Origin of the sequence: Bacillus subtilis subsp. subtilis str. 168 (assembly GCF_000009045.1) — a bacterium.
In the GTDB taxonomy this organism is placed as follows: Bacteria; Bacillota; Bacilli; order Bacillales; family Bacillaceae; genus Bacillus; species Bacillus subtilis.
The window spans coordinates 3,388,008-3,406,567 of sequence record NC_000964.3 but is presented as its reverse complement, the minus strand read 5'-3'; the positions used below and the strand labels follow the sequence as shown (position 1 = coordinate 3,406,567).

Sequence of the window (18,560 nt, the reverse complement as noted above, 5' to 3'; positions counted from 1 at the left end):
GACTGAAGCTAAAGAGGTGTAACACATGGATGCAGTATTGGAAGCAGACACTCGGGCAGTGATTGGTGAAGGCCCGTTATGGGATGAAGAGAACGGCCGCTTATATTGGGTTGATATCCTGGGGAGCGAGCTCCACATCTTTGACCCTGAAGAAAAAATCAACCGATCAATCAAATTCAAATCCTTTGTGACGGCGCTTGCGAAATATTCAAAGGATGAACTGATTATGACGATGAAGGACGGGTTTTACCTGTATCATCTTCGGGATGACAGCTTGGAAAAAATTAAACAGCCGAAGGACATGCATGAGAGCCTGAGATTTAATGATGCTAAATGTGACCCGTACGGAAGGCTTTGGGCGGGGACGACGAGCATGGAAGGCGAGCAAAAACAGGCGTCGCTGTACCGTTTGAATCTAGACGGCAGTCTTGTCAAAATCAAGGATCAAGTCTCCACCTCAAACGGTTTGGATTGGGACCGCGAGCGGAATTTGATGTATTACATCGACACGCCGACCCAGGAGATTGTACGTTACAGCTATGATCCTCAAAGCGGAGATGTTTCGAATCCAGAACCTGTCTATCGTTTTGATCAGTCAGACGGATTGCCGGACGGCATGACAATTGACCAAAATGGCATGCTGTGGGTGGCGCTGTTTGGCGGCAGCCGCGTTGTTCACATTGACCCGTTTCAGAAAAAAGAAATCAATTCAATCAGCGTGCCGGCTAAATATGTCACGTGCTGCGCGTTCGGCGGCAGAGACTTAAAAACCCTTTACATTACAACGGCAACAGAACAAATGACAGAAAAAGAGAGATACGAGCAGCCTCACGCTGGAGGGTTGTTTTCAGCACAACTGGAAACAGGCGGATATCAGCCGGTACCATTTGCTGGAGACGTATAAAAAAAACGCATCCGAAACACGGATGCGTTTTTTTATACTACAGAGAACGGATAATGCCGCCTTCCACACGCTGTGCCGTGCCGTTAATGGCGGATGCGGCGTCAGACGCGAGGAATACGATTGTGTTGGCGACTTCTTCTGCTGTCGCGTATCGCTGAATAAGTGAGGTTGGCTCATTGACCTTGAAATAGTCTTTGATAAATGTATCTGTATCCTGTCCGGCTGCTTGTGCGGCGCCTTCCATATAGGAGGCCACGCCCTCTGTCCAAGTAGGTCCCGGGAGCACTGAGTTGACCGTCACATTTGTGCCTTTTGTCATTTCAGCCATTCCTCTTGAAAGGCTGATCAGTGCCGTTTTTGTCATTGAGTATGGAATCATCGTTGGCAGCGGTTTGACGCCTGCTTCACTTGCAATATTTAAAATGCGGCCGCTGTTTTTGGCAAGCATTTTTGGAAGGAAGTGACGGCTTGTCCGAACGGCGCTCATCACGTTCACTTCGAAATATTGATTCCACTCTTCATCTGTCACATCGGCGAAGTCTTTTACCTCGAAGAAACCAAGGTTGTTGACAAGGATATCGATATCACCGATTTCATTTACTTTTTCGATAAAAGCCGCTGCTTCATCTGTTTTTGACAAATCGGCAGCAGCACCGTGCACTGTTCCATAGCCAGAAAGCTCTTCAATGGTGCGATCGACAGTCTCCTGTTTGCGTCCGTTGACAATGACTGCCGCACCCTCTTGCAGAAAGCTTTTTGCGGCGGCTTTCCCGATACCGGACGTCGAGCCGGTGATTAAGACGAGTTTTTCTTTTAGCTGTAAATCCATAAGAATCATTCCTTTTGATAGATGATGGTATTAAGTATACAAGATCAAATTTAGTGTTTACGAGGATTTTGCTTCCATACACAATATGGGGAAAAGTCATTCAGGACACATATACAAGCCTGTCAGTCATATAGTATAATTACTCCGAAAAACGGATACGAATGTCAAATAGGTGCCGGTCCGTGAACAACAGCCGGCTTAAAAGGGAAACCGGTAAAAGCCGGTGCGGTCCCGCCACTGTAATTGGCCAAGCGCCAAGAGCCAGGATACCTGCCTGTTTGATCAGCACGAATTCTGCGAGGACAGATGATGTGTAAACAATAGGCTTTTTTGTGTTGTTTACAGCATCTTTACCGTCGTAGAGATGCTTTTTTAGTTCGTTTAGGAGGAAAAGATTATGAAAAAACGAGCCGGGATATGGGCTGCGCTTCTGTTGGCTGCTGTTATGCTGGCAGGCTGCGGCAATCCTGCGGATCAGAAGGATTCAAAGGCAAAACAAAAAACAGAAGTGTTCCCTGTCACCATTGATGATGCGTCAAACCAAGATGTAACCATCAAAAAAGAGCCAAAAAAGATTGTTTCATTAATGCCGAGCAACACAGAAATTACATACGCACTCGGCCTTGGTGACAAAGTGGTCGGTGTCACCACAAACGATACCTATCCAAAGGAAGTCAAAAAGGTTGAGAAAGTCGGAGATATGAATGTAAACGTTGAAAAAGTCATTTCTCTAAAACCAGATCTCGTTCTGGCCCATGAGTCTTCCATGTCAGCATCAGCGGATGCCATCAAACAGCTGAAGGACGCGGGCATTACAGTGCTGACTGTCAATGATGCACAATCATTCTCCGAGGTGTACAAATCAATCGAAATGATCGGAGAAGCTGGCGGGGCGGAGAAAAAAGCCGATCAGCTCGTGAAAAGCATGAAATCAGATCTAAAGGATATTCAAGAAAAAGCGAAAACCATTTCAAAAGACGAGGAGAAAAGCGTATTTATCGAGGTTTCTCCTGATCCTGACATTTATACAACCGGAAAAGATACGTTTATGAATGAAATGCTAAATGTCATCCATGCTAAAAACGCAGCTGCGGATCAGACAGGATGGGTGCAAATGACAGACGAGGCGATCGTAAAACTCAATCCTGATGCAATTGTTACAACGGACGGTGTGAAAGCGAAAGCTGTGGAAAAACGCGATGGCTGGAGCGAAATCAATGCTGTGAAACATCATCGTGTATATGATGTGGACCCTGATCTTGTGACACGTTCCGGTCCCCGTCTGATCGAAGGGGTCGAAGAACTTGCGGAAAGCATTTACCCGGATACGTTTAAGGAATAATCGTTATGCCGCATATATCATTGGTTTCTCATTTTTAGCCGTGAGCATCATCTTAGGAATTTCTTGCGGCAGCCTGCATATTCCTATTCCCGCTGTTTTTCGTGTCTTTTGGCATCAAGGTTTCGGCGGCTCTATCGGTTCTGATGATCCGATGTACACTAATATTATGATGAATATCAGACTGCCGAGAGTTGTGCTGGCCGCCCTTGTGGGGGCGGCTCTTTCTATTGCAGGGGCCGCTTTTCAAGGATTGTTGAAAAATCCGCTTGCTGATCCCTATACGCTAGGTGTGTCATCCGGTGCTTCAGTCGGAGCTGTTGTGACTCTGTTCTTAGGTTTGCACCTTCCTGTCATCGGAGGGTTTACACTCCCGGTTTTGAGTGTAGCCGCGGCACTGGCCACGATGGCGGCGGTCCTTTTCTTCAGCCGCCTCGTTCATGCTTCGATGTCTGTTTCCACCCTCATTTTGACCGGTGTCATCACCAACTCTTTTTTAGGCGCATTTATTTCTCTTATCATCGCCTTGACAGGAGACAACCTGCTTCCGATTGTGCATTGGCTGCTTGGCAGCGTCTCAATGAGGGGCTGGAGCTATGTTATTTTGTTTCTCCCGTTTTTTCTTTTGGGAACCATTTTATTGATTATAAACGGAAGGGAACTGAACGTGATGACATATGGAGAAGATAAAGCAAAGCTTCTTGGAGTCAGCGTTCAGCAGAGGAAGATGATGATTTTAATAGCCGGATCTCTTTTGACGGGAAGCGCTGTGGCAGTATCGGGTACGATTGGCTTTGTCGGCCTTGTGATTCCGCATATCACAAGGCTTTTGTGGGGAACGGACCATCGGCATTTACTGCCGTTGTCCGCCTTGCTTGGGGCAGGGTTTCTTGTTTTAGCCGATCTGCTTTCCAGAACCATCATTGAGCCGATTGAACTGCCGATCGGGATCATTACGTCCTTGGCGGGAGCGCCTGTGTTCGCTCTTATTTTAATTCGGCAGCATCGCGGGGGGAGAAGCTTATGATGAAGGCAGAAGGGCTGTCGGGAGGATACGGCGACAGCCGCCTAATCAACAATGTCAGCTTAACAGTGGAGAAGGGAGAATTTCTTGGAATTCTCGGCCCTAATGGAAGCGGAAAAACCACGCTTTTGCACTTGCTGACAGGTACGCTGCCGGCCAAGAAAGGCAGGGTTTATCTGGCCGGAAAACTGCTGGCGGACTATAAACCGAAGGAACTGGCGCAAATCATGGCTGTCCTGCCGCAAAAAATGGATCAAGCCTTCACCTTTACTGTCGAAGAAACTGTAGCCTTTGGCAGATATCCATTCCAAACGGGGCTGTTCAGACAGCAGACTGAAAAGGGTGAAGCCATTGTACAGGAAGCAATGGAGCAAACAGGAGTGGCCGATTTTGCGCAAAAGCCGATTCGCGAACTAAGCGGAGGGGAACAGCAGCGGGTGTATTTGGCACAAGCTTTGGCGCAGCAGCCGCGTATTTTATTTTTGGACGAGCCGACTAATTTTCTCGATCTGGCTTATCAAAAAGACCTGCTTGATCTGATCAAACGCCTGACGAGAGAAAGCGGATTGGCAGCTGTCAGCGTTTTTCATGATCTGAACACCGCAAGCCTGTACTGTGATGGGCTCATGTTTATGAAAAACGGTACCGCCGGGCCTAAGCAAAAACCGGAATATGCTGTTACAGAACAAAGCATAAAGGCGGTGTACGATACAGATGTCACCGCCTTGGTTCATCAAAGCTCACCTAAACCGATGATTGTGATTCAGCCTGAAAAAGATAGCGTGAAGCGGCAGTCTATCCCATTTGAAGCATTGCTCCAAGCGGGGCGTGATGACATTCTTCTGCAAACGGAAATCCCGCTTCGAACATTGTCCTCCACGCCTATCGGTGCAGGGTTTTCGTGGAGCAGGACGCTGATCCATAAACGGCTGCCAGATCAGCCAGATCCGATAGAAGGACTTACGGCCTGTCTTTCAGAAAGCGGTTTTCAACTGCAGGAGACGTGTGCGATGGCTTCTTCAGAAAGACTTGACCGTTTCGTGTATCGAACATATGAAGACGGAGAGTTATCCGTTTTCATATGCGTTCAGACCGGCTTTTCGATTTGGATTTTGATTAACGGCTATGCGGCAGATCAATTCTTCATCAAAGCTCTTATGGCTGCCGAAGCAGAACGGACGAAAGTGCTGGGAGACGGAGGAGGCACAGGTGATATTCTCATCGCCGCGACTCAAACTCAGCAATCAGAAAACATAGAACAGCGGCTGAACCAATTGATAAAGAAAGGGACAGCTGAATGTATAAAAGAGGCTGCTGAGTTGTTTGAATAAGTCTGTAAAGGAGATTCAGGGTATGAAACTATATACAAAAACAGGCGATAAGGGACAAACGGGCTTAGTCGGGGGCAGAACGGACAAGGACAGCCTACGCGTCGAAAGCTACGGCACGATTGACGAGCTTAACAGCTTTATCGGGCTTGCTTTGGCAGAGCTTTCCGGGCAGCCCGGCTTTGAAGATCTGACAGCCGAGCTGCTGACCATCCAGCATGAGCTGTTTGACTGCGGAGGCGATCTGGCAATCGTCACAGAAAGAAAAGACTATAAACTAACGGAAGAATCTGTTTCCTTTTTAGAAACGCGCATTGATGCCTATACAGCAGAAGCGCCGGAACTGAAGAAATTTATTCTTCCAGGCGGATCAAAGTGTGCTTCGCTTCTCCATATCGCACGCACCATTACAAGGCGGGCAGAACGAAGAGTGGTGGCGCTGATGAAATCGGAGGAGATTCATGAAACAGTGCTGCGTTATCTCAATCGTCTGTCCGATTATTTCTTTGCCGCCGCCCGGGTTGTGAATGCAAGAAGCGGTATTGGCGATGTAGAATATGAAAGAAGTGCCATTGTGTTTCGGGACCGAAACAGCAGCGAATCATAAAAAGTGAAAAGGAAAGCCGGCGTGTTCAAATACATGCCGGCTTTTTTTGTTTTTCACTCTGTCAATTTCCCATTTTACGACAAAAAATGAACCTTATGAATTATTGACTGAAAAATGGAAAAATGAGATATTGTAATAAATAGATGTAAAAAATAGGCAACGGGGGGCTCTGATGGATGGTGAATTTAATTGAAAGTGATAGCATCTGGAAGAGAAATTTCAATTATCTGTTTTTCTCAAGAATAGTCAAGATATCCGGCGATATGTTCGCATTTAATTCAATATTATGGTTTTTAATTTATGACGGCAAAGGTGCGATCGGCACTGCTTTATTGATTGCTGTCACGTTTTTGCCGGAAGCCGTTCTGGCGCCTGTGACGGGGCCTTTTATGAAACAGACCACGCTGAAATTTTGGATGTACTTTTCAGATCTGACAAGGGCGGCGATTGTTTTGATTATCCCTCTATGTCATTTTGCGGGCTTCTCTCCGCTGTGGTTTGTCATGACGCTTATGATTGTGCATTCAGCTACTGGAGCTGCCTACAATCCCGCCTCTATCGCTTTGATTCCTCAAATCGTCAATGAACAGGGCATTCAAAAAGCAAACGCTGTGCTGCAATCCTCCGCTCAAATTGTCCGGCTTGGGGCTGTCACATTATGCGGCGCTTTTCTTACATTTATTAGTCCTTCTTATACCATGCTTATCGCACTTGTGCTCTATTTGGTGTCAGGTTTTCTCGTTCTTTTTATTAAGTACACTGCGGTTGAATCTCAATCAGAGTCTGCGGTTGTTACACAGAGAGGCACATATATCGGAAGACTGAAACGCGGCTTTAGGCTCGTCAGAAAACACCAGATTTTATATCCGCTCGCCATTTACTGTATCTTTATGAATTTCGCGGCTGCCCCATGGGAAGCGCTCTCTGCCGTATACGTTGCGGAAGATTTAAACGGCCAGCCGATCGTATACTCGCTTTTAAAGGCCACCACCGCCGCGGGCGCGTTTTTATTAGGGTTTGTGCTGGCGAAAGTCAAGGTAAACAGGTACGGCTTGTTATTCGTCACTGCCGGCATTATTGAAGGATTTGCTTTCTTTATTACCGGGATGAATACCTTTTTGCCGCTCGTCTTTTTCGCTGCTTTTACCTTTGGTGCCGCAGTCAGTGCTGTTAATGTTCCTGAGTACACGATTATCCAGACGTCTGTGGATAGTGAGGATCAGCCGCAGGTTTACGCCGTTATACATATGATCTCAAATATTTCGATCCCTGCCGGAGCTGTCATTTGCGGGTATGCCGCTAATGCTTTCGGCTCAGGTAAAGTGATCGCTGTCGGTGGGATTGTCGAAATTATTGCGGGTATCGGAATCTTGCTGTTTACAAAATTGGCCAAAGCAGAAAGGTCCGACCTAATTAAAGAAAGGGAAGCAAGTGTTCATCTGTAAAGGGTTTTAAAACGCCATGCCTCGTGCATGGCGTTTTTTTGTGCCAATGGGTCCGGTGCGAGATACGACTCCGGTCTTATATAAAAATCAATCTCTGATTCGTTTTGCATATCTTCCAACTTGTATAAGATGAAGACAAGGAAAACGAAAGGAGGATCTGCATGAAAATAAACAAGAAAACAATAGGCGGATTCTTATTAATTGTATTTGGGATCTCCGTCTTTTTTGGAGGAGGAAGCTTCGGCTTTATCATCCCGCTCGCCATCGGGAGCTTGATGACATACGCAGGAATCAAAAGGTTTGCCGCGGGAAAAACCATCACGGGAATCATCGTGGGCGGTATCGGAGCCATTATGCTCATCTGCTCACTTCCGTTTGTCGTCGGAATCGCATTGGCGGCCGCTATGGTGTATTACGGCTGGAAGCTGATGAAAAACGGATCAGCTGATAACGGTGTATCATCTTTTGATCCTGAACCGGCTTCTGCTGCCTACCAATCTCACTTTGATGACGAATGGGAAGAATTTTTGAAGAAAAAATAATATCAATATATTAGGAGGAATCAGGTATGGTATTAAAAAGAATCAGAGACATGTTTGTTGCGTCAGTTCATGAAGGACTTGATAAAATGGAGAATCCAAAGGTGATGCTGAATCAATATGTACGCGATATGGAAAGCGACATCGCAAAAGCAAAGCAAACAATTGTGAAACAGCACACGATTGCCTATCAATTTAAGAAAAAATATGAAGAAGCCGCTGAAGTGGCTGGCAAACGGAAAAATCAGGCACAGCTCGCATTTGACGCAGGTGAAGAAGAACTGGCGAAAAAGGCGCTGACTGAAATGAAGTATTTAGAAGGGAAGGCGGCTGAGCATAAAGCTTCCTATGAACAGGCAAACAGTCAGCTGGCTGATCTGAAAGAGCAGCTGGCTGCACTTGAAACAAAGCTTCAGGACGTAAAGGATAAAAAACAGGCGCTGATTGCGCGGGCAAATGCGGCGAAAGCTAAAGAGCATATGAATACGACATTTGACAAAATTGACAGTGAAAGCGCGTATCGTGAATTTTTACGTATTGAAAATCGTATTGAAGAAATGGAAATCCGCGCGAATTATTCAAAGTCAGCGGAAGCCGGCACAGAACTTACACGTAAAGAATTCGCAGACGATGTGGAAGCGGAGATTGAAAAAATGCGGACACTTTCACTGCAAAAATCAGACCAGACAAAAGCGGCAAATGAATAAGCGGAACGGGGAAGGATTTGCGGTCAAGTCCTTCCCTTCCGCACGTATCAATTCGCAAGCTTTTCCTTTATAATAGAATGAATGAGAAGGATGAAACCGAATGAAAAAAATGCTTGGCAAACTGTTGATCACTGCCGGTATTCTGGTTTTTTTCGCCGTCGTCGTAAAAGATGTGTTTGCTGCAGGCCTAGGTTTCATAAATGGCACAGAAGCTGATTCAGCCAGCGCATCGCCGCGGGACATTGACAGCATGGTCATTGAGTCGGATAGCAAGGATGTCCGGATTATAGCGGAAGAACGAAGTGACATATCGGCAGGCATTTCAGGAGACTCAGGAAAGTTATTTGTTACTGAAAACAAAAGAAAACTGGAGCTGACCGTAAAGGAAAAAGAATTTCAATTTTTGAATGGATTTAACCGTTCAACTCTTATCGTCAGGCTTCCGTATGATTATAAAGGTGATCTGGCAGTACGAACCTCAAGCGGTGACGTGTCTGTGGCCGGGAATGACCATCTTGCGCTTTCCGGGCTGAACGCAGTATCTGCGAGCGGAAATACGAGCGTGACGGACGTCCGCATTCAAGATCTGAAAGTGAAGGCATCATCGGGGGATGTTTCCATTTCAAATACCGTCTCCAAAACAGCCGGCATTGATTTAGCTTCAGGGGACGCAAATCTGGTTCATGTATCAGGCTCTCTTGATGTGAAAATGACTTCAGGAGATTTTAATGCTGTATTGAAAAAGGTAACCGGTCCCGTATCTGTCACGCTGACAAGCGGTGATGCTAATGTAAGCCTTCCCCAAAATGGCAGCTTTGCAGTCAATGCTTTATCAGCAAGCGGTGACGTCAGTTCGCCGTATTCATTTGCTGATAAAGGACATAAAGAACAGCATCACATCACAGGCACGCAAGGAAGCGGCCGGCATCCAATCGACATCAAAACGGACAGCGGGGATCTAGCGATACGGTAGCACTAGGCAGAAGAAAGGAGGCGGACACCAGGAATGACAAAAAAACAGCTTCTCGGATTGATCATTGCTTTATTCGGCATCAGTATGTTTTTGCAAATTATCGGAATAGGCGATCTGCTGTTTTGGCCGCTCTTTTTTCTGATTGCCGGCTATTTCCTTAAAAAATATTCCCGTGATTGGCTTGGCTCCGTCATGTATATCTTTGCCGCGTTTCTATTTTTGAAAAACCTCTTCAGCATCACCTTTAATTTATTCGGCTATGCGTTTGCCGCATTTCTGATTTACGCCGGCTACAGGCTTATCAAAGGGAAGCCGATATTTGAACCGAATGAGAAACAGGTCAATCTCAATAAAAAAGAACATCATGAGCCGCCAAAAGATGTAAAACATCCCGACATGCGCAGCTTTTTTATCGGTGAGCTGCAAATGATGAAGCAGCCGTTTGACCTGAACGATTTAAATGTCTCTGGTTTTATCGGTGATATCAAAATCGATTTATCTAAAGCGATGATTCCCGAGGGAGAAAGTACAATCGTCATTAGCGGAGTCATTGGTAACGTTGATATTTATGTACCATCGGACCTTGAAGTGGCTGTCAGCTCGGCTGTTTTTATAGGAGACATTAATCTGATCGGCTCGAAGAAAAGCGGATTAAGCACGAAGGTATATGCCGCGTCAACTGATTTTAGCGAGTCAAAGCGCCGGGTAAAAGTGTCCGTTTCCTTATTTATCGGTGATGTGGATGTGAAGTACGTATGAGAAAAAAAATGCTTGCCAGCCTCCAATGGCGCGCCATCCGCATGACAACGGGAATCAGCCTGCTCCTTTTTGTTTGCCTGATTTCCTTTATGATGTTTTACTATCGGCTCGATCCGCTTGTTTTGCTGTCATCAAGCTGGTTCGGAATTCCGTTTATCCTGATTTTGCTTCTGATCAGCGTGACCGTCGGTTTCGCCTCAGGGTATATGTACGGCAACCGGTTGAAGACAAGGATTGATACATTAATTGAATCCATTTTAACCTTTGAAAACGGCAATTTCGCTTATCGGATACCGCCGCTCGGTGATGATGAAATCGGCCTGGCTGCTGATCAGCTGAACGAAATGGCGAAGCGCGTGGAGCTTCAAGTCGCATCCCTCCAGAAACTTTCCAATGAACGTGCGGAATGGCAGGCTCAAATGAAGAAGTCGGTTATCTCAGAAGAACGCCAGCGATTGGCCAGAGATCTTCATGATGCGGTCAGCCAGCAGCTCTTTGCCATATCGATGATGACATCAGCCGTGCTGGAACATGTCAAGGATGCTGATGACAAAACAGTCAAGCGGATCAGGATGGTCGAGCATATGGCAGGCGAAGCCCAAAATGAGATGAGGGCGCTGCTGCTCCATTTACGGCCTGTTACCCTTGAAGGAAAAGGGCTGAAGGAGGGCCTTACGGAGCTTTTGGACGAGTTCCGAAAAAAGCAGCCGATTGATATTGAGTGGGATATACAGGACACAGCGATATCCAAGGGTGTTGAAGACCACTTGTTCAGAATCGTGCAGGAGGCCCTTTCAAACGTATTTAGACATTCAAAAGCGTCAAAAGTAACCGTGATTCTGGGCATAAAGAACAGCCAGCTCCGTCTGAAGGTGATTGATAATGGAAAAGGCTTTAAAATGGACCAGGTGAAAGCCTCCTCATACGGCTTGAATTCTATGAAAGAACGTGCAAGTGAAATCGGCGGTGTCGCCGAAGTGATTTCAGTAGAAGGAAAAGGCACTCAAATCGAAGTGAAGGTCCCGATTTTTCCGGAAGAAAAAGGAGAGAACGAACGTGATTCGAGTATTATTGATTGATGATCATGAAATGGTCAGAATGGGGCTCGCGGCTTTTTTGGAGGCGCAGCCCGATATTGAAGTCATCGGCGAAGCATCGGACGGCAGCGAAGGTGTTCGGCTTGCTGTGGAACTGTCGCCTGATGTCATTTTAATGGACCTTGTCATGGAGGGCATGGATGGCATTGAAGCTACAAAGCAAATTTGCCGGGAGCTTTCCGACCCGAAAATTATTGTGCTCACTAGCTTCATTGATGATGACAAAGTGTACCCGGTTATTGAAGCTGGCGCGCTCAGCTATCTGTTGAAAACCTCAAAAGCGGCAGAAATCGCCGATGCCATCCGCGCCGCAAGCAAGGGAGAGCCGAAGCTGGAGTCAAAAGTGGCGGGAAAAGTATTATCCAGGCTGCGCCACTCAGGTGAAAACGCGCTCCCGCATGAATCGCTTACAAAACGGGAGCTCGAAATACTCTGCCTGATCGCAGAAGGAAAGACAAACAAAGAAATAGGCGAGGAACTGTTTATTACGATTAAAACAGTCAAAACACATATTACGAATATTTTATCAAAGCTGGATGTCAGTGACCGGACGCAGGCGGCGGTGTACGCACACCGAAATCATCTCGTGAATTAGGCGGCTGCTATTTGTTTGCGCCTTTCGTTCCGAAGTCTCTGACAATCACATTGACCCGGTAGTCTATTTCCGCATTGCTGAAATAATCATCATCCCATTTTCTTGAAATCTTTTTCCACTTTTGAGGATAATGAATTCTGACCTCGTTTCCCAGCCCGGTTACGTCCGCTTTGATCTCTTTCTGCAGCTTCTCTGTAATAAATGACGTTACTGTTTCGTGTACTCGTTTTTCGACTGTCTTTTCAATACTTTTAATATATGAATCCTTAAACGAGTCTTCATTGGGATTCCAGTCCTCAGATAGACGACCTTCAATATTGCGGGTAACGGTGAATTTGAACTTTCCGTCCTTGTATGCCGTCTTGATCTTCCGATTGCTTGAATATACTTCATAAGAAAAGAGATGGCCATCGCGCTTCAAGTCAATGACGCCTCCCTCGACAGTGCCTGAAAATAAGCTGATATTTTGAACCTCAATCGGGGTGAGGTCCCGGTGCCATAATTTATTTTTTATGATAGAGGCTCCGTTTATCGCGAGCTTGCCGTTTTCCTTACCGACATGAGGGATGAGGAATGAATCGTCAGAGGTTAAGTGTTCTGAGATCTCCCCCAATGTAACTGGCTCCATCGTTCTGATCGTCACCTTATTATTCTCTGTCAGATCATATATCACGTTGGATGCGGGTTCGCCTTCATCATTCATGTTAAATATATCCTTAGTTCGGCCGTTGGTGATAAAGACGTAGGAACTCCTCCTTGTTCCGTTGTCTCTGACAAACTGGTTAATAATGGCGTCCATTCCAATTTGATCCGCAATCACGCTTTTGGAAAGCAGAATGAGACGCAAATGCTGTGAAAACGTAGGCTTATGCTTTAATGCAGAGGTTCTCATCATTTGATGGACAGTTTTACCCTTTGTGATAGAAAGCTGTGTCGGATCAGATGAAGAGCCCTCCTTGGCGCTGATTATTTTCGGCACGAGAATTTGCTGTGTCAGCTCTAAATTTTCATCGTCAGGCTTGTCTAGCCCTATTCCGATCACTAAGCTTAATTCCTCGATATTCTCACTGTCCCAGCATCCGGACAGCAATAGGGTGCATATAAACATACATAAAATCCGGATTTTCATTTTGTTGTAATCCTCCTCTTGAGAGCTACAATGAAAAAGAGAATGAACGGAAGCAGAAACAGGGAGACAAAAATATAGCCAAGATAATCGCTATACATCATGACTTGATTGGCGTCATCCGGCCAGAGAGAAAAATAAAAGACCGTTATGCCGATAATCACCATGCTTGTTTTAGTCGATAATCCAAATGTCTTCTTTAGCCCGTTAGCGGCAAAGTATCCGTAAATGACAAATGTGGTGAAAAACTGGATAATCCAGACCACCAGTAAAAAGGATTCAAACCGTTCAATAAATATGCCTTTAAGCTCAAAGGACTGAAAGAGAGAAATAGTCGGCCAAATCAGCGTTTTCACCTCGGGAGCGGTCAAAGCTCCGACAACGATAATATACGTAAGGATATATAAGATAATCGGAATCAGAAATCCTAGAGACGCATATCTGAACGTGTATTTCTTTTTCTTCATATGTTCAGGAAGAAACAGCATCACTTCCATTCCTAAAAAAGAGATGGAAACGACGGTAAGGGAGTTTGCAATGGGTCCAAGGCCTTCGCCTAAAACAGGACGCAAATTATTGATATCAAAAATTTTAAAACTGATCCCGAACACAATCAGCAAAATAATAATGGTTACCGTTAAATAAAAGGGAAACAGCCGCGACACATCGCTTAAGCCCCCAACCATTAAATAAATGCCGCAGCAAATAAACGTTAAAATAATGACTTGAATTGGGGTTCTCTCCAGCAGGAAAAACTTCACCATTTCAGCCATTGCCCGTGTCTCGAAGCTGGCTACGCCGAGGAAATAGCCGCAGATCAAAAGGCCGATGATGCTGCCGATCCATTTCCCAAGCCCTTCCTTCAAATATTCAAAGAGTGAAGGGTATTGATGTTTTTTCTGAATGAGCGTGTTTAAATAAATGAAGAAAATAAAAATGAAACCTTCTAATATCAGCGTGATCCAGCCGTCAGGCGTATTAGCCTTAGTGGTCAGCGCTCGCGGCAATGTTAAAAGTCCGGCCCCAAGCATTGTATTTGCAACAATAGAAATACCTTGAAAGGTATTAAGTTTCAGTGGAGTCTGTTTTTGGCTCATTTGGATTATTCACCTCTTTTGGTTTGTTTTTAATTGGGAGACGGATAATGGAGTCATCCGTATTTTTCAGGCTAAAGAATCCGTTTGGCGAAAAATACGGAGACCCAAAGCTCGTTTGTCTCGTTAAGTGCGTATAAACGACAAGCATAAATAAAATAATGCCGTATAGCCCTAAAATAGCGGCGGAAAACATCGAAATAAAACGCAGCACCCGGAAAGACAGACCCATTCCGTATTGAGGAACGGTAAAGGATGCCAGGGCAATGACACTGACGACAATGACCAAAATCGAACTGACGAGATTCGCTTCTACAGCAGCCTGTCCGATGACTACGCCCCCAACGAGGCCGATCGTCTGTCCGAGCGGATTGGGGAGTCGCAGTCCGGCTTCCCTTAGCAGCTCGATGGTGACTTCCATCAGCAGGGCTTCAAATATCGGAGGGAACGGCACGTTTTCCCTGTTCGCCGAAATCGTGACGGCGAGTGCGGTCGGCAGCAGCCCCTGATGGAAGGAAACAAGTGTTATATAAATCGATGACAAAAACAAGGTGATAAAGATAGAAGCAAAGCGCAGCGACCGGATAAGAGATGCTGAAATCCAGCGTTCATAGTAGTCATCCGGGGATTGCATCAGGATGCCGAGAGAAACCGGCACCAGCAGCACAAATGGTGAACTGTCGACCAAAATTGCCACACGGCCGTTAAACAGGGCTGAAGATACTTTGTCAGGTCTTTCCGTATTTTGTATCTGCGGAAATGGTGAATATTTATTATCTTCAATGAGCTCCTCGAGCGTTCCGCTGTCCTGGATATCTTCCAGCTGGATATTTTTAAGCCGCGCCTTCACTTCTTTTATGACGGACTTTTTTGCTTTGCCTTCAATGTACATAATGGCTGCAGGCTTCAGCTTGTTTTCGCCGATCATGATTTTTTTGGTGATCAATTTCGGATGAGAGGTTCTTTGTCTGATCAGAGCGAGATTTGTATCAATATCCTCTACAAACGCTACTTTTGGGCCGCGAACCACTTTTTCAGTTGTCGGCTCTGTCAGGCTTCTTGTTTTTTTCTTTCCTGTGGTCAGAATATAGGCTTTATCCAATCCGTTGATAAACACAGCACAATTGCCGTTGAGAATCGATTCAATCGTTTTTTTTGCAGTTTCAACAGGTCTTGCGTCAAGCTGGTCAAGGCGTTTTTTGACCTGGTCAAGCGTTAAGGTCTCCTCATCTTTAATCAAAGTTTTAATGGCTTCTGACACCTTATTCTCATCAGTCATTTCACTGAAATAGAGATAGTAAAAAACCAGTCCGTTCGCAAGCATTTTTTTGTTTTTCACCAGATCATCGTTTTCTTTTAATTTTGGCAGCACCAATGCTAAATTATCGTGTATATATTCCTTAAACTCTGTTTGTTCCAATGAGGTCACCTCTTATCCAAAACCTTAGTAGAGGTTATCTTTTCCTGTTAAAAAAATGATATACTGTGTTAGAGTATTTCATGGAGTAAGTTTTTTTATGAAAGCGGAGGATACGAAGTGGCACAGGTAAGGCTAGCTGGAAAACAAGAAGAAATTGAACAGCTCATTAGATCATTTGAACAGCATTATGATGTCTCTTATACATCAAAGGAGTACGGCAGGACAAATCCAAAATACAAATATTCAAAGGATTCCCGCGTATATCTTGAATTAAAATTAAAATCTGCCAAGATCGAAAAATAAAAAGGATTTTTTGTGTCATTGGCGAATTATGATCTATTGAAGCAACCGTTATGGAGGGATACATAAATGGAATACAGAATTGAACGAGACACCATGGGAGAAGTAAAAGTTCCTGCTGATAAATTTTGGGGCGCCCAAACACAGCGAAGCAAGGAGAACTTTAAGATCGGTTCTGAAAAAATGCCGATGCGTGTTGTGAAGGCGTTTGCAATTTTAAAACGAAGCACTGCTCTAGCTAATAAACGCCTCGGCAATCTGGACGCTGAAAAAGCAGAAGCGATTGCAGCGGTTTGTGATGATGTGCTCAAAGGCAAGTACGATGACAACTTCCCGCTTGTCGTATGGCAGACCGGAAGCGGCACACAAAGCAATATGAACATGAACGAAGTGGTAGCCAACCGTGCGACTGCTTTATTAAAAGAGAAGAACTCTGATCAAACGATTCATCCAAATGATGACGTGAACCGAAGCCAAAGCTCAAACGACACATTCCCGACTGCGATGCATGTTGCCGCTGTTTTGGCTGTTTACGAGCAGCTTGTGCCGGCGCTTGATCAGCTTCGCAATACACTGGATGAAAAAGCAAAAGCATACAATGATATTGTCAAAATCGGACGCACGCATCTTCAGGATGCTACGCCACTGACCCTCGGACAGGAAATCAGCGGATGGGTTCACATGCTGGACCGTTCGAAGGAAATGATTTTGGAAGCGACAGATAAAATGCGTGCGCTTGCAATTGGTGGAACGGCTGTCGGAACGGGTATCAACGCCCACCCAGAGTTTGGAGAGCTTGTCTCAGAAGAGATCACTAAGCTGACCGGCCAAACGTTCAGCAGCTCGCCGAATAAATTCCACGCGCTGACAAGCCATGACGAAATCACTTATGCGCATGGCGCATTAAAAGCGCTTGCGGCTGACTTAATGAAAATCGCGAACGATGTCAGATGGCTCGCAAGCGGACCCCGCTGCGGCATCGGGGAGATCGTCATTCCTGAAAATGAGCCGGGAAGCTCTATTATGCCTGGTAAAGTCAATCCGACACAAAGCGAAGCGTTAACAATGATCGCAGCGCAAATCATGGGGAACGATGCGACAATCGGCTTTGCGGCGAGTCAGGGGAACTTTGAACTGAACGTGTTTAAGCCTGTTATTATTTACAACTTCCTGCAATCTGTGCAGCTGCTCAGTGACGGCATGAATTCATTCCATGATAAATGTGCTGTCGGTATTGAGCCTAATAAAGAAACCATTCAGGAAAACCTGTCAAATTCATTAATGCTTGTTACGGCGCTGAACCCGCATATCGGTTATGAAAACGCGGCGAAAATCGCCAAGCTTGCCCATAAAGAGGGATTGACGCTCAAAGAAGCAGCTTTGAAGCTTGAATTGCTGACAGAGGAGCAATTTAACGAAATGGTTAAGCCGGAAGACATGGTAAAACCAAAGGCGTAATAGGAAGAACGGCTGCTTTTTAAGCAGCCGTTCTTCTAAATATGTTGCTGTTTTAATAAATATTTAAGCTGTTCCGCATCTTTGGCGAGAGCTTCAGACTCCGTCAGATTATGAATCATTCCTTTTATGATCGCCAGCTTCGGTGTTTTTTTCTTCATTTCTGCTTCAAGTATGTCCAAGCTCTCCGATAATTCAAGAGAGGAGTTTGTGTTTAAGCTGTTAATTTTGTCACGTAGGCTTTTCACAATTGATTCAGTCAGCGGGTCAGGCCGTCCGTGCGTAAGAGGTCCGAATAAAGAGCTCGCCTCTTCCAATGTGATGAAAGGCTTATCGTTTCGTTCAGACATGCCTTTTACCATATCATCAATTCGATTCATAATGATATCAGCTAATTGAGACGGCTTCACAGTGTACCCGAGCAAAATCATGCATTCCAGGTAAATCTGGCTGATGCCCTCTATTAAAAAACAAAGCTCAGCAGTGTACGGTTCCGCTTTTTTTCCATAGATGTTCAGCAGGCTGTCGATATGAAATTGAAGTGAGGACTGGCGGATTTTTTTTGCGCATTGCTCCACTTCTTCTGTGTAAGGCAGAGAACCCTCCTTCAACTGCATGCTGATAAAATCTTTGTGTTCAAGAATGTTTTCATAGAGGACGGTCAGCTGTTTACGGTAAGCCGTTCTGGGGCTGTCGCCCTTCGTTTTAATATTTAAAATTCGGGTAAACGTTTTATCATAATAGTAGTTCAGCATAGAGAGAAGAAGCGCTTCTTTCGAAGGAAAATAAATATAAAAAGCGCCTTTAGATATTTTGCATTCTTTTGCGATTTCCTGGACTGATGTTGAGTTGTATCCTTTTTGGGCAAATAGTTTTAAGGCTGTTTCAATAATCAGTTTTTCTTTTTCCTTCAATGGTTCCACCCTTTCGGAGCCCGGAGGCCTGCTAGGATATGACCATATAGTCACACCGTCTGTTATAAAATTAACCTTATTGTAACTTGTTTTTTTATCATGTAT

The 18,560-nt window shown here is 45.2% G+C and carries 19 protein-coding genes and 1 other RNA gene; 15 read left to right on the top strand and 5 right to left on the bottom strand.

The window, feature by feature from the left end:
- Positions 1-25 precede the first annotated feature (25 nt).
- The gene (gene yvrE, locus BSU_33200; protein ID NP_391200.1) at positions 26-904 is read left to right on the top strand and encodes a putative sugar lactone lactonase; all 879 of its coding nucleotides are present in this window, start codon (positions 26-28) and stop codon (positions 902-904) included.
- A 37-nt stretch (positions 905-941) separates the two neighbouring features.
- Here yvrE and yvrD read toward each other — a convergent pair whose 3' ends face one another.
- The gene (gene yvrD / locus BSU_33190; RefSeq protein ID NP_391199.1) at positions 942-1,733 is read right to left on the bottom strand and encodes a putative oxidoreductase; all 792 of its coding nucleotides are present in this window, start codon (positions 1,731-1,733) and stop codon (positions 942-944) included.
- Positions 1,734-1,891: 158 nt separating this feature from the next.
- On the opposite strand from yvrD, the gene srbL reads away from it, so the two are divergent.
- The 12 genes from srbL to liaR all read left to right on the top strand — a co-directional run bounded on the left by srbL (position 1,892) and on the right by liaR (position 12,146).
- Positions 1,892-2,022, top strand: an RNA gene (gene srbL, locus BSU_misc_RNA_85) — putative coenzyme B12 (AdoCbl) riboswitch.
- 108 nt (positions 2,023-2,130) lie between these two features.
- A complete protein-coding gene (yvrC, locus tag BSU_33180) occupies positions 2,131-3,075 on the top strand; it encodes a putative lipoprotein binding vitamin B12 (protein NP_391198.1) in 945 nt (314 codons plus the stop codon).
- Entirely contained in the window at positions 3,038-4,099 is a 1,062-nt protein-coding gene (yvrB, locus tag BSU_33170) for a putative vitamin B12 permease (protein NP_391197.1), read from the top strand. Before yvrC ends, yvrB begins: the two co-directional genes overlap by 38 nt.
- The gene (yvrA, locus tag BSU_33160) at positions 4,099-5,427 is read left to right on the top strand and encodes a putative vitamin B12 transport system, ATPase component (RefSeq protein ID NP_391196.1); all 1,329 of its coding nucleotides are present in this window, start codon (positions 4,099-4,101) and stop codon (positions 5,425-5,427) included. The genes yvrB and yvrA overlap by 1 nt, the downstream gene beginning before the upstream one ends.
- A 22-nt stretch (positions 5,428-5,449) precedes the next feature.
- Positions 5,450-6,031 (top strand): putative ATP:cob(I)alamin adenosyltransferase, encoded by a 582-nt coding sequence (gene yvqK / locus BSU_33150; protein ID NP_391195.2) that lies wholly within the window; start codon positions 5,450-5,452, stop codon positions 6,029-6,031.
- Positions 6,032-6,207: 176 nt separating this feature from the next.
- Positions 6,208-7,476 (top strand): putative efflux protein, encoded by a 1,269-nt coding sequence (yvqJ, locus tag BSU_33140; protein NP_391194.1) that lies wholly within the window; start codon positions 6,208-6,210, stop codon positions 7,474-7,476.
- Between the two features lie 161 nt (positions 7,477-7,637).
- Positions 7,638-8,018: a membrane anchor for the phage-shock protein A homolog LiaH gene (gene liaI, locus BSU_33130; protein ID NP_391193.1), complete on the top strand. Its 381-nt coding sequence runs from the start codon at positions 7,638-7,640 to the stop codon at positions 8,016-8,018.
- 26 nt (positions 8,019-8,044) lie between these two features.
- Positions 8,045-8,722, top strand: a complete 678-nt coding sequence (gene liaH / locus BSU_33120; RefSeq protein NP_391192.1) for a modulator of liaIHGFSR (yvqIHGFEC) operon expression — start codon at positions 8,045-8,047, stop codon at positions 8,720-8,722.
- 100 nt (positions 8,723-8,822) lie between these two features.
- On the top strand, positions 8,823-9,695 hold the full coding sequence (gene liaG, locus BSU_33110) for a sensor of antibiotic stress on the cell wall (RefSeq protein NP_391191.2): 873 nt from the start codon (positions 8,823-8,825) through the stop codon (positions 9,693-9,695).
- A gap of 33 nt (positions 9,696-9,728) precedes the next feature.
- Entirely contained in the window at positions 9,729-10,454 is a 726-nt protein-coding gene (gene liaF, locus BSU_33100) for a membrane component associated to the LiaRS two-component system (RefSeq protein NP_391190.1), read from the top strand.
- Positions 10,451-11,533, top strand: a complete 1,083-nt coding sequence (gene liaS / locus BSU_33090) for a two-component sensor histidine kinase [LiaR(YvqC)] sensing cell wall stress (RefSeq protein NP_391189.1) — start codon at positions 10,451-10,453, stop codon at positions 11,531-11,533. The genes liaF and liaS overlap by 4 nt, the downstream gene beginning before the upstream one ends.
- Positions 11,511-12,146 (top strand): two-component response regulator [YvqE] responding to cell wall stress, encoded by a 636-nt coding sequence (gene liaR / locus BSU_33080; RefSeq protein NP_391188.1) that lies wholly within the window; start codon positions 11,511-11,513, stop codon positions 12,144-12,146. Before liaS ends, liaR begins: the two co-directional genes overlap by 23 nt.
- A gap of 7 nt (positions 12,147-12,153) precedes the next feature.
- Here liaR and gerAC read toward each other — a convergent pair whose 3' ends face one another.
- Genes gerAC through gerAA form a run of 3 tightly spaced genes read right to left on the bottom strand, consistent with a single transcriptional unit; the run spans position 12,154 to position 15,786 of the window.
- Complete coding sequence (gene gerAC, locus BSU_33070; RefSeq protein ID NP_391187.1) at positions 12,154-13,275, bottom strand: component of the germination receptor GerA; 1,122 nt, start codon at positions 13,273-13,275, stop codon at positions 12,154-12,156.
- Complete coding sequence (gene gerAB, locus BSU_33060) at positions 13,272-14,369, bottom strand: component of the germination receptor GerA; putative transporter (protein NP_391186.1); 1,098 nt, start codon at positions 14,367-14,369, stop codon at positions 13,272-13,274. Before gerAB ends, gerAC begins: the two co-directional genes overlap by 4 nt.
- Positions 14,338-15,786, bottom strand: a complete 1,449-nt coding sequence (gene gerAA / locus BSU_33050; RefSeq protein NP_391185.2) for a component of the GerA germination receptor — start codon at positions 15,784-15,786, stop codon at positions 14,338-14,340. Before gerAA ends, gerAB begins: the two co-directional genes overlap by 32 nt.
- 117 nt (positions 15,787-15,903) lie before the next feature.
- Here gerAA and yvzF point away from each other — a divergent pair, with 117 nt between their 5' ends.
- Together yvzF and fumC are read left to right on the top strand one after the other, a co-directional pair.
- Complete coding sequence (yvzF, locus tag BSU_33049; RefSeq protein YP_003097786.1) at positions 15,904-16,089, top strand: hypothetical protein; 186 nt, start codon at positions 15,904-15,906, stop codon at positions 16,087-16,089.
- A 66-nt stretch (positions 16,090-16,155) separates the two neighbouring features.
- Positions 16,156-17,544: a fumarate hydratase gene (fumC, locus tag BSU_33040; RefSeq protein ID NP_391184.1), complete on the top strand. Its 1,389-nt coding sequence runs from the start codon at positions 16,156-16,158 to the stop codon at positions 17,542-17,544.
- Positions 17,545-17,579: 35 nt separating this feature from the next.
- On the opposite strand, the gene yuxN is transcribed toward fumC, so the two are convergent.
- Complete coding sequence (gene yuxN, locus BSU_33030) at positions 17,580-18,455, bottom strand: putative transcriptional regulator (RefSeq protein NP_391183.1); 876 nt, start codon at positions 18,453-18,455, stop codon at positions 17,580-17,582.
- Positions 18,456-18,560: the final 105 nt, after the last annotated feature.

Excerpts from the sequence above, each read along its gene's own strand:
- yvrD (NP_391199.1), bottom strand. The coding sequence starts at position 1,733 with ATGGATTTACAGCTAAAAGAAAAACTCGTCTTAATCACCGGCTCGACG.
- liaI (NP_391193.1), top strand. The coding sequence starts at position 7,638 with ATGAAAATAAACAAGAAAACAATAGGCGGATTCTTATTAATTGTATTT.
- liaG (NP_391191.2), top strand. The coding sequence starts at position 8,823 with ATGAAAAAAATGCTTGGCAAACTGTTGATCACTGCCGGTATTCTGGTT.
- gerAB (NP_391186.1), bottom strand. The coding sequence starts at position 14,369 with ATGAGCCAAAAACAGACTCCACTGAAACTTAATACCTTTCAAGGTATT.
- liaS (NP_391189.1), top strand. The coding sequence starts at position 10,451 with ATGAGAAAAAAAATGCTTGCCAGCCTCCAATGGCGCGCCATCCGCATG.
- fumC (NP_391184.1), top strand. The coding sequence starts at position 16,156 with ATGGAATACAGAATTGAACGAGACACCATGGGAGAAGTAAAAGTTCCT.
- liaH (NP_391192.1), top strand. The coding sequence starts at position 8,045 with ATGGTATTAAAAAGAATCAGAGACATGTTTGTTGCGTCAGTTCATGAA.
- yvrC (NP_391198.1), top strand. The coding sequence starts at position 2,131 with ATGAAAAAACGAGCCGGGATATGGGCTGCGCTTCTGTTGGCTGCTGTT.
- yvrE (NP_391200.1), top strand. The coding sequence starts at position 26 with ATGGATGCAGTATTGGAAGCAGACACTCGGGCAGTGATTGGTGAAGGC.
- yvqJ (NP_391194.1), top strand. The coding sequence starts at position 6,208 with ATGGTGAATTTAATTGAAAGTGATAGCATCTGGAAGAGAAATTTCAAT.
- yvqK (NP_391195.2), top strand. The coding sequence starts at position 5,450 with ATGAAACTATATACAAAAACAGGCGATAAGGGACAAACGGGCTTAGTC.
- gerAC (NP_391187.1), bottom strand. The coding sequence starts at position 13,275 with ATGAAAATCCGGATTTTATGTATGTTTATATGCACCCTATTGCTGTCC.
- liaF (NP_391190.1), top strand. The coding sequence starts at position 9,729 with ATGACAAAAAAACAGCTTCTCGGATTGATCATTGCTTTATTCGGCATC.
- yvrA (NP_391196.1), top strand. The coding sequence starts at position 4,099 with ATGAAGGCAGAAGGGCTGTCGGGAGGATACGGCGACAGCCGCCTAATC.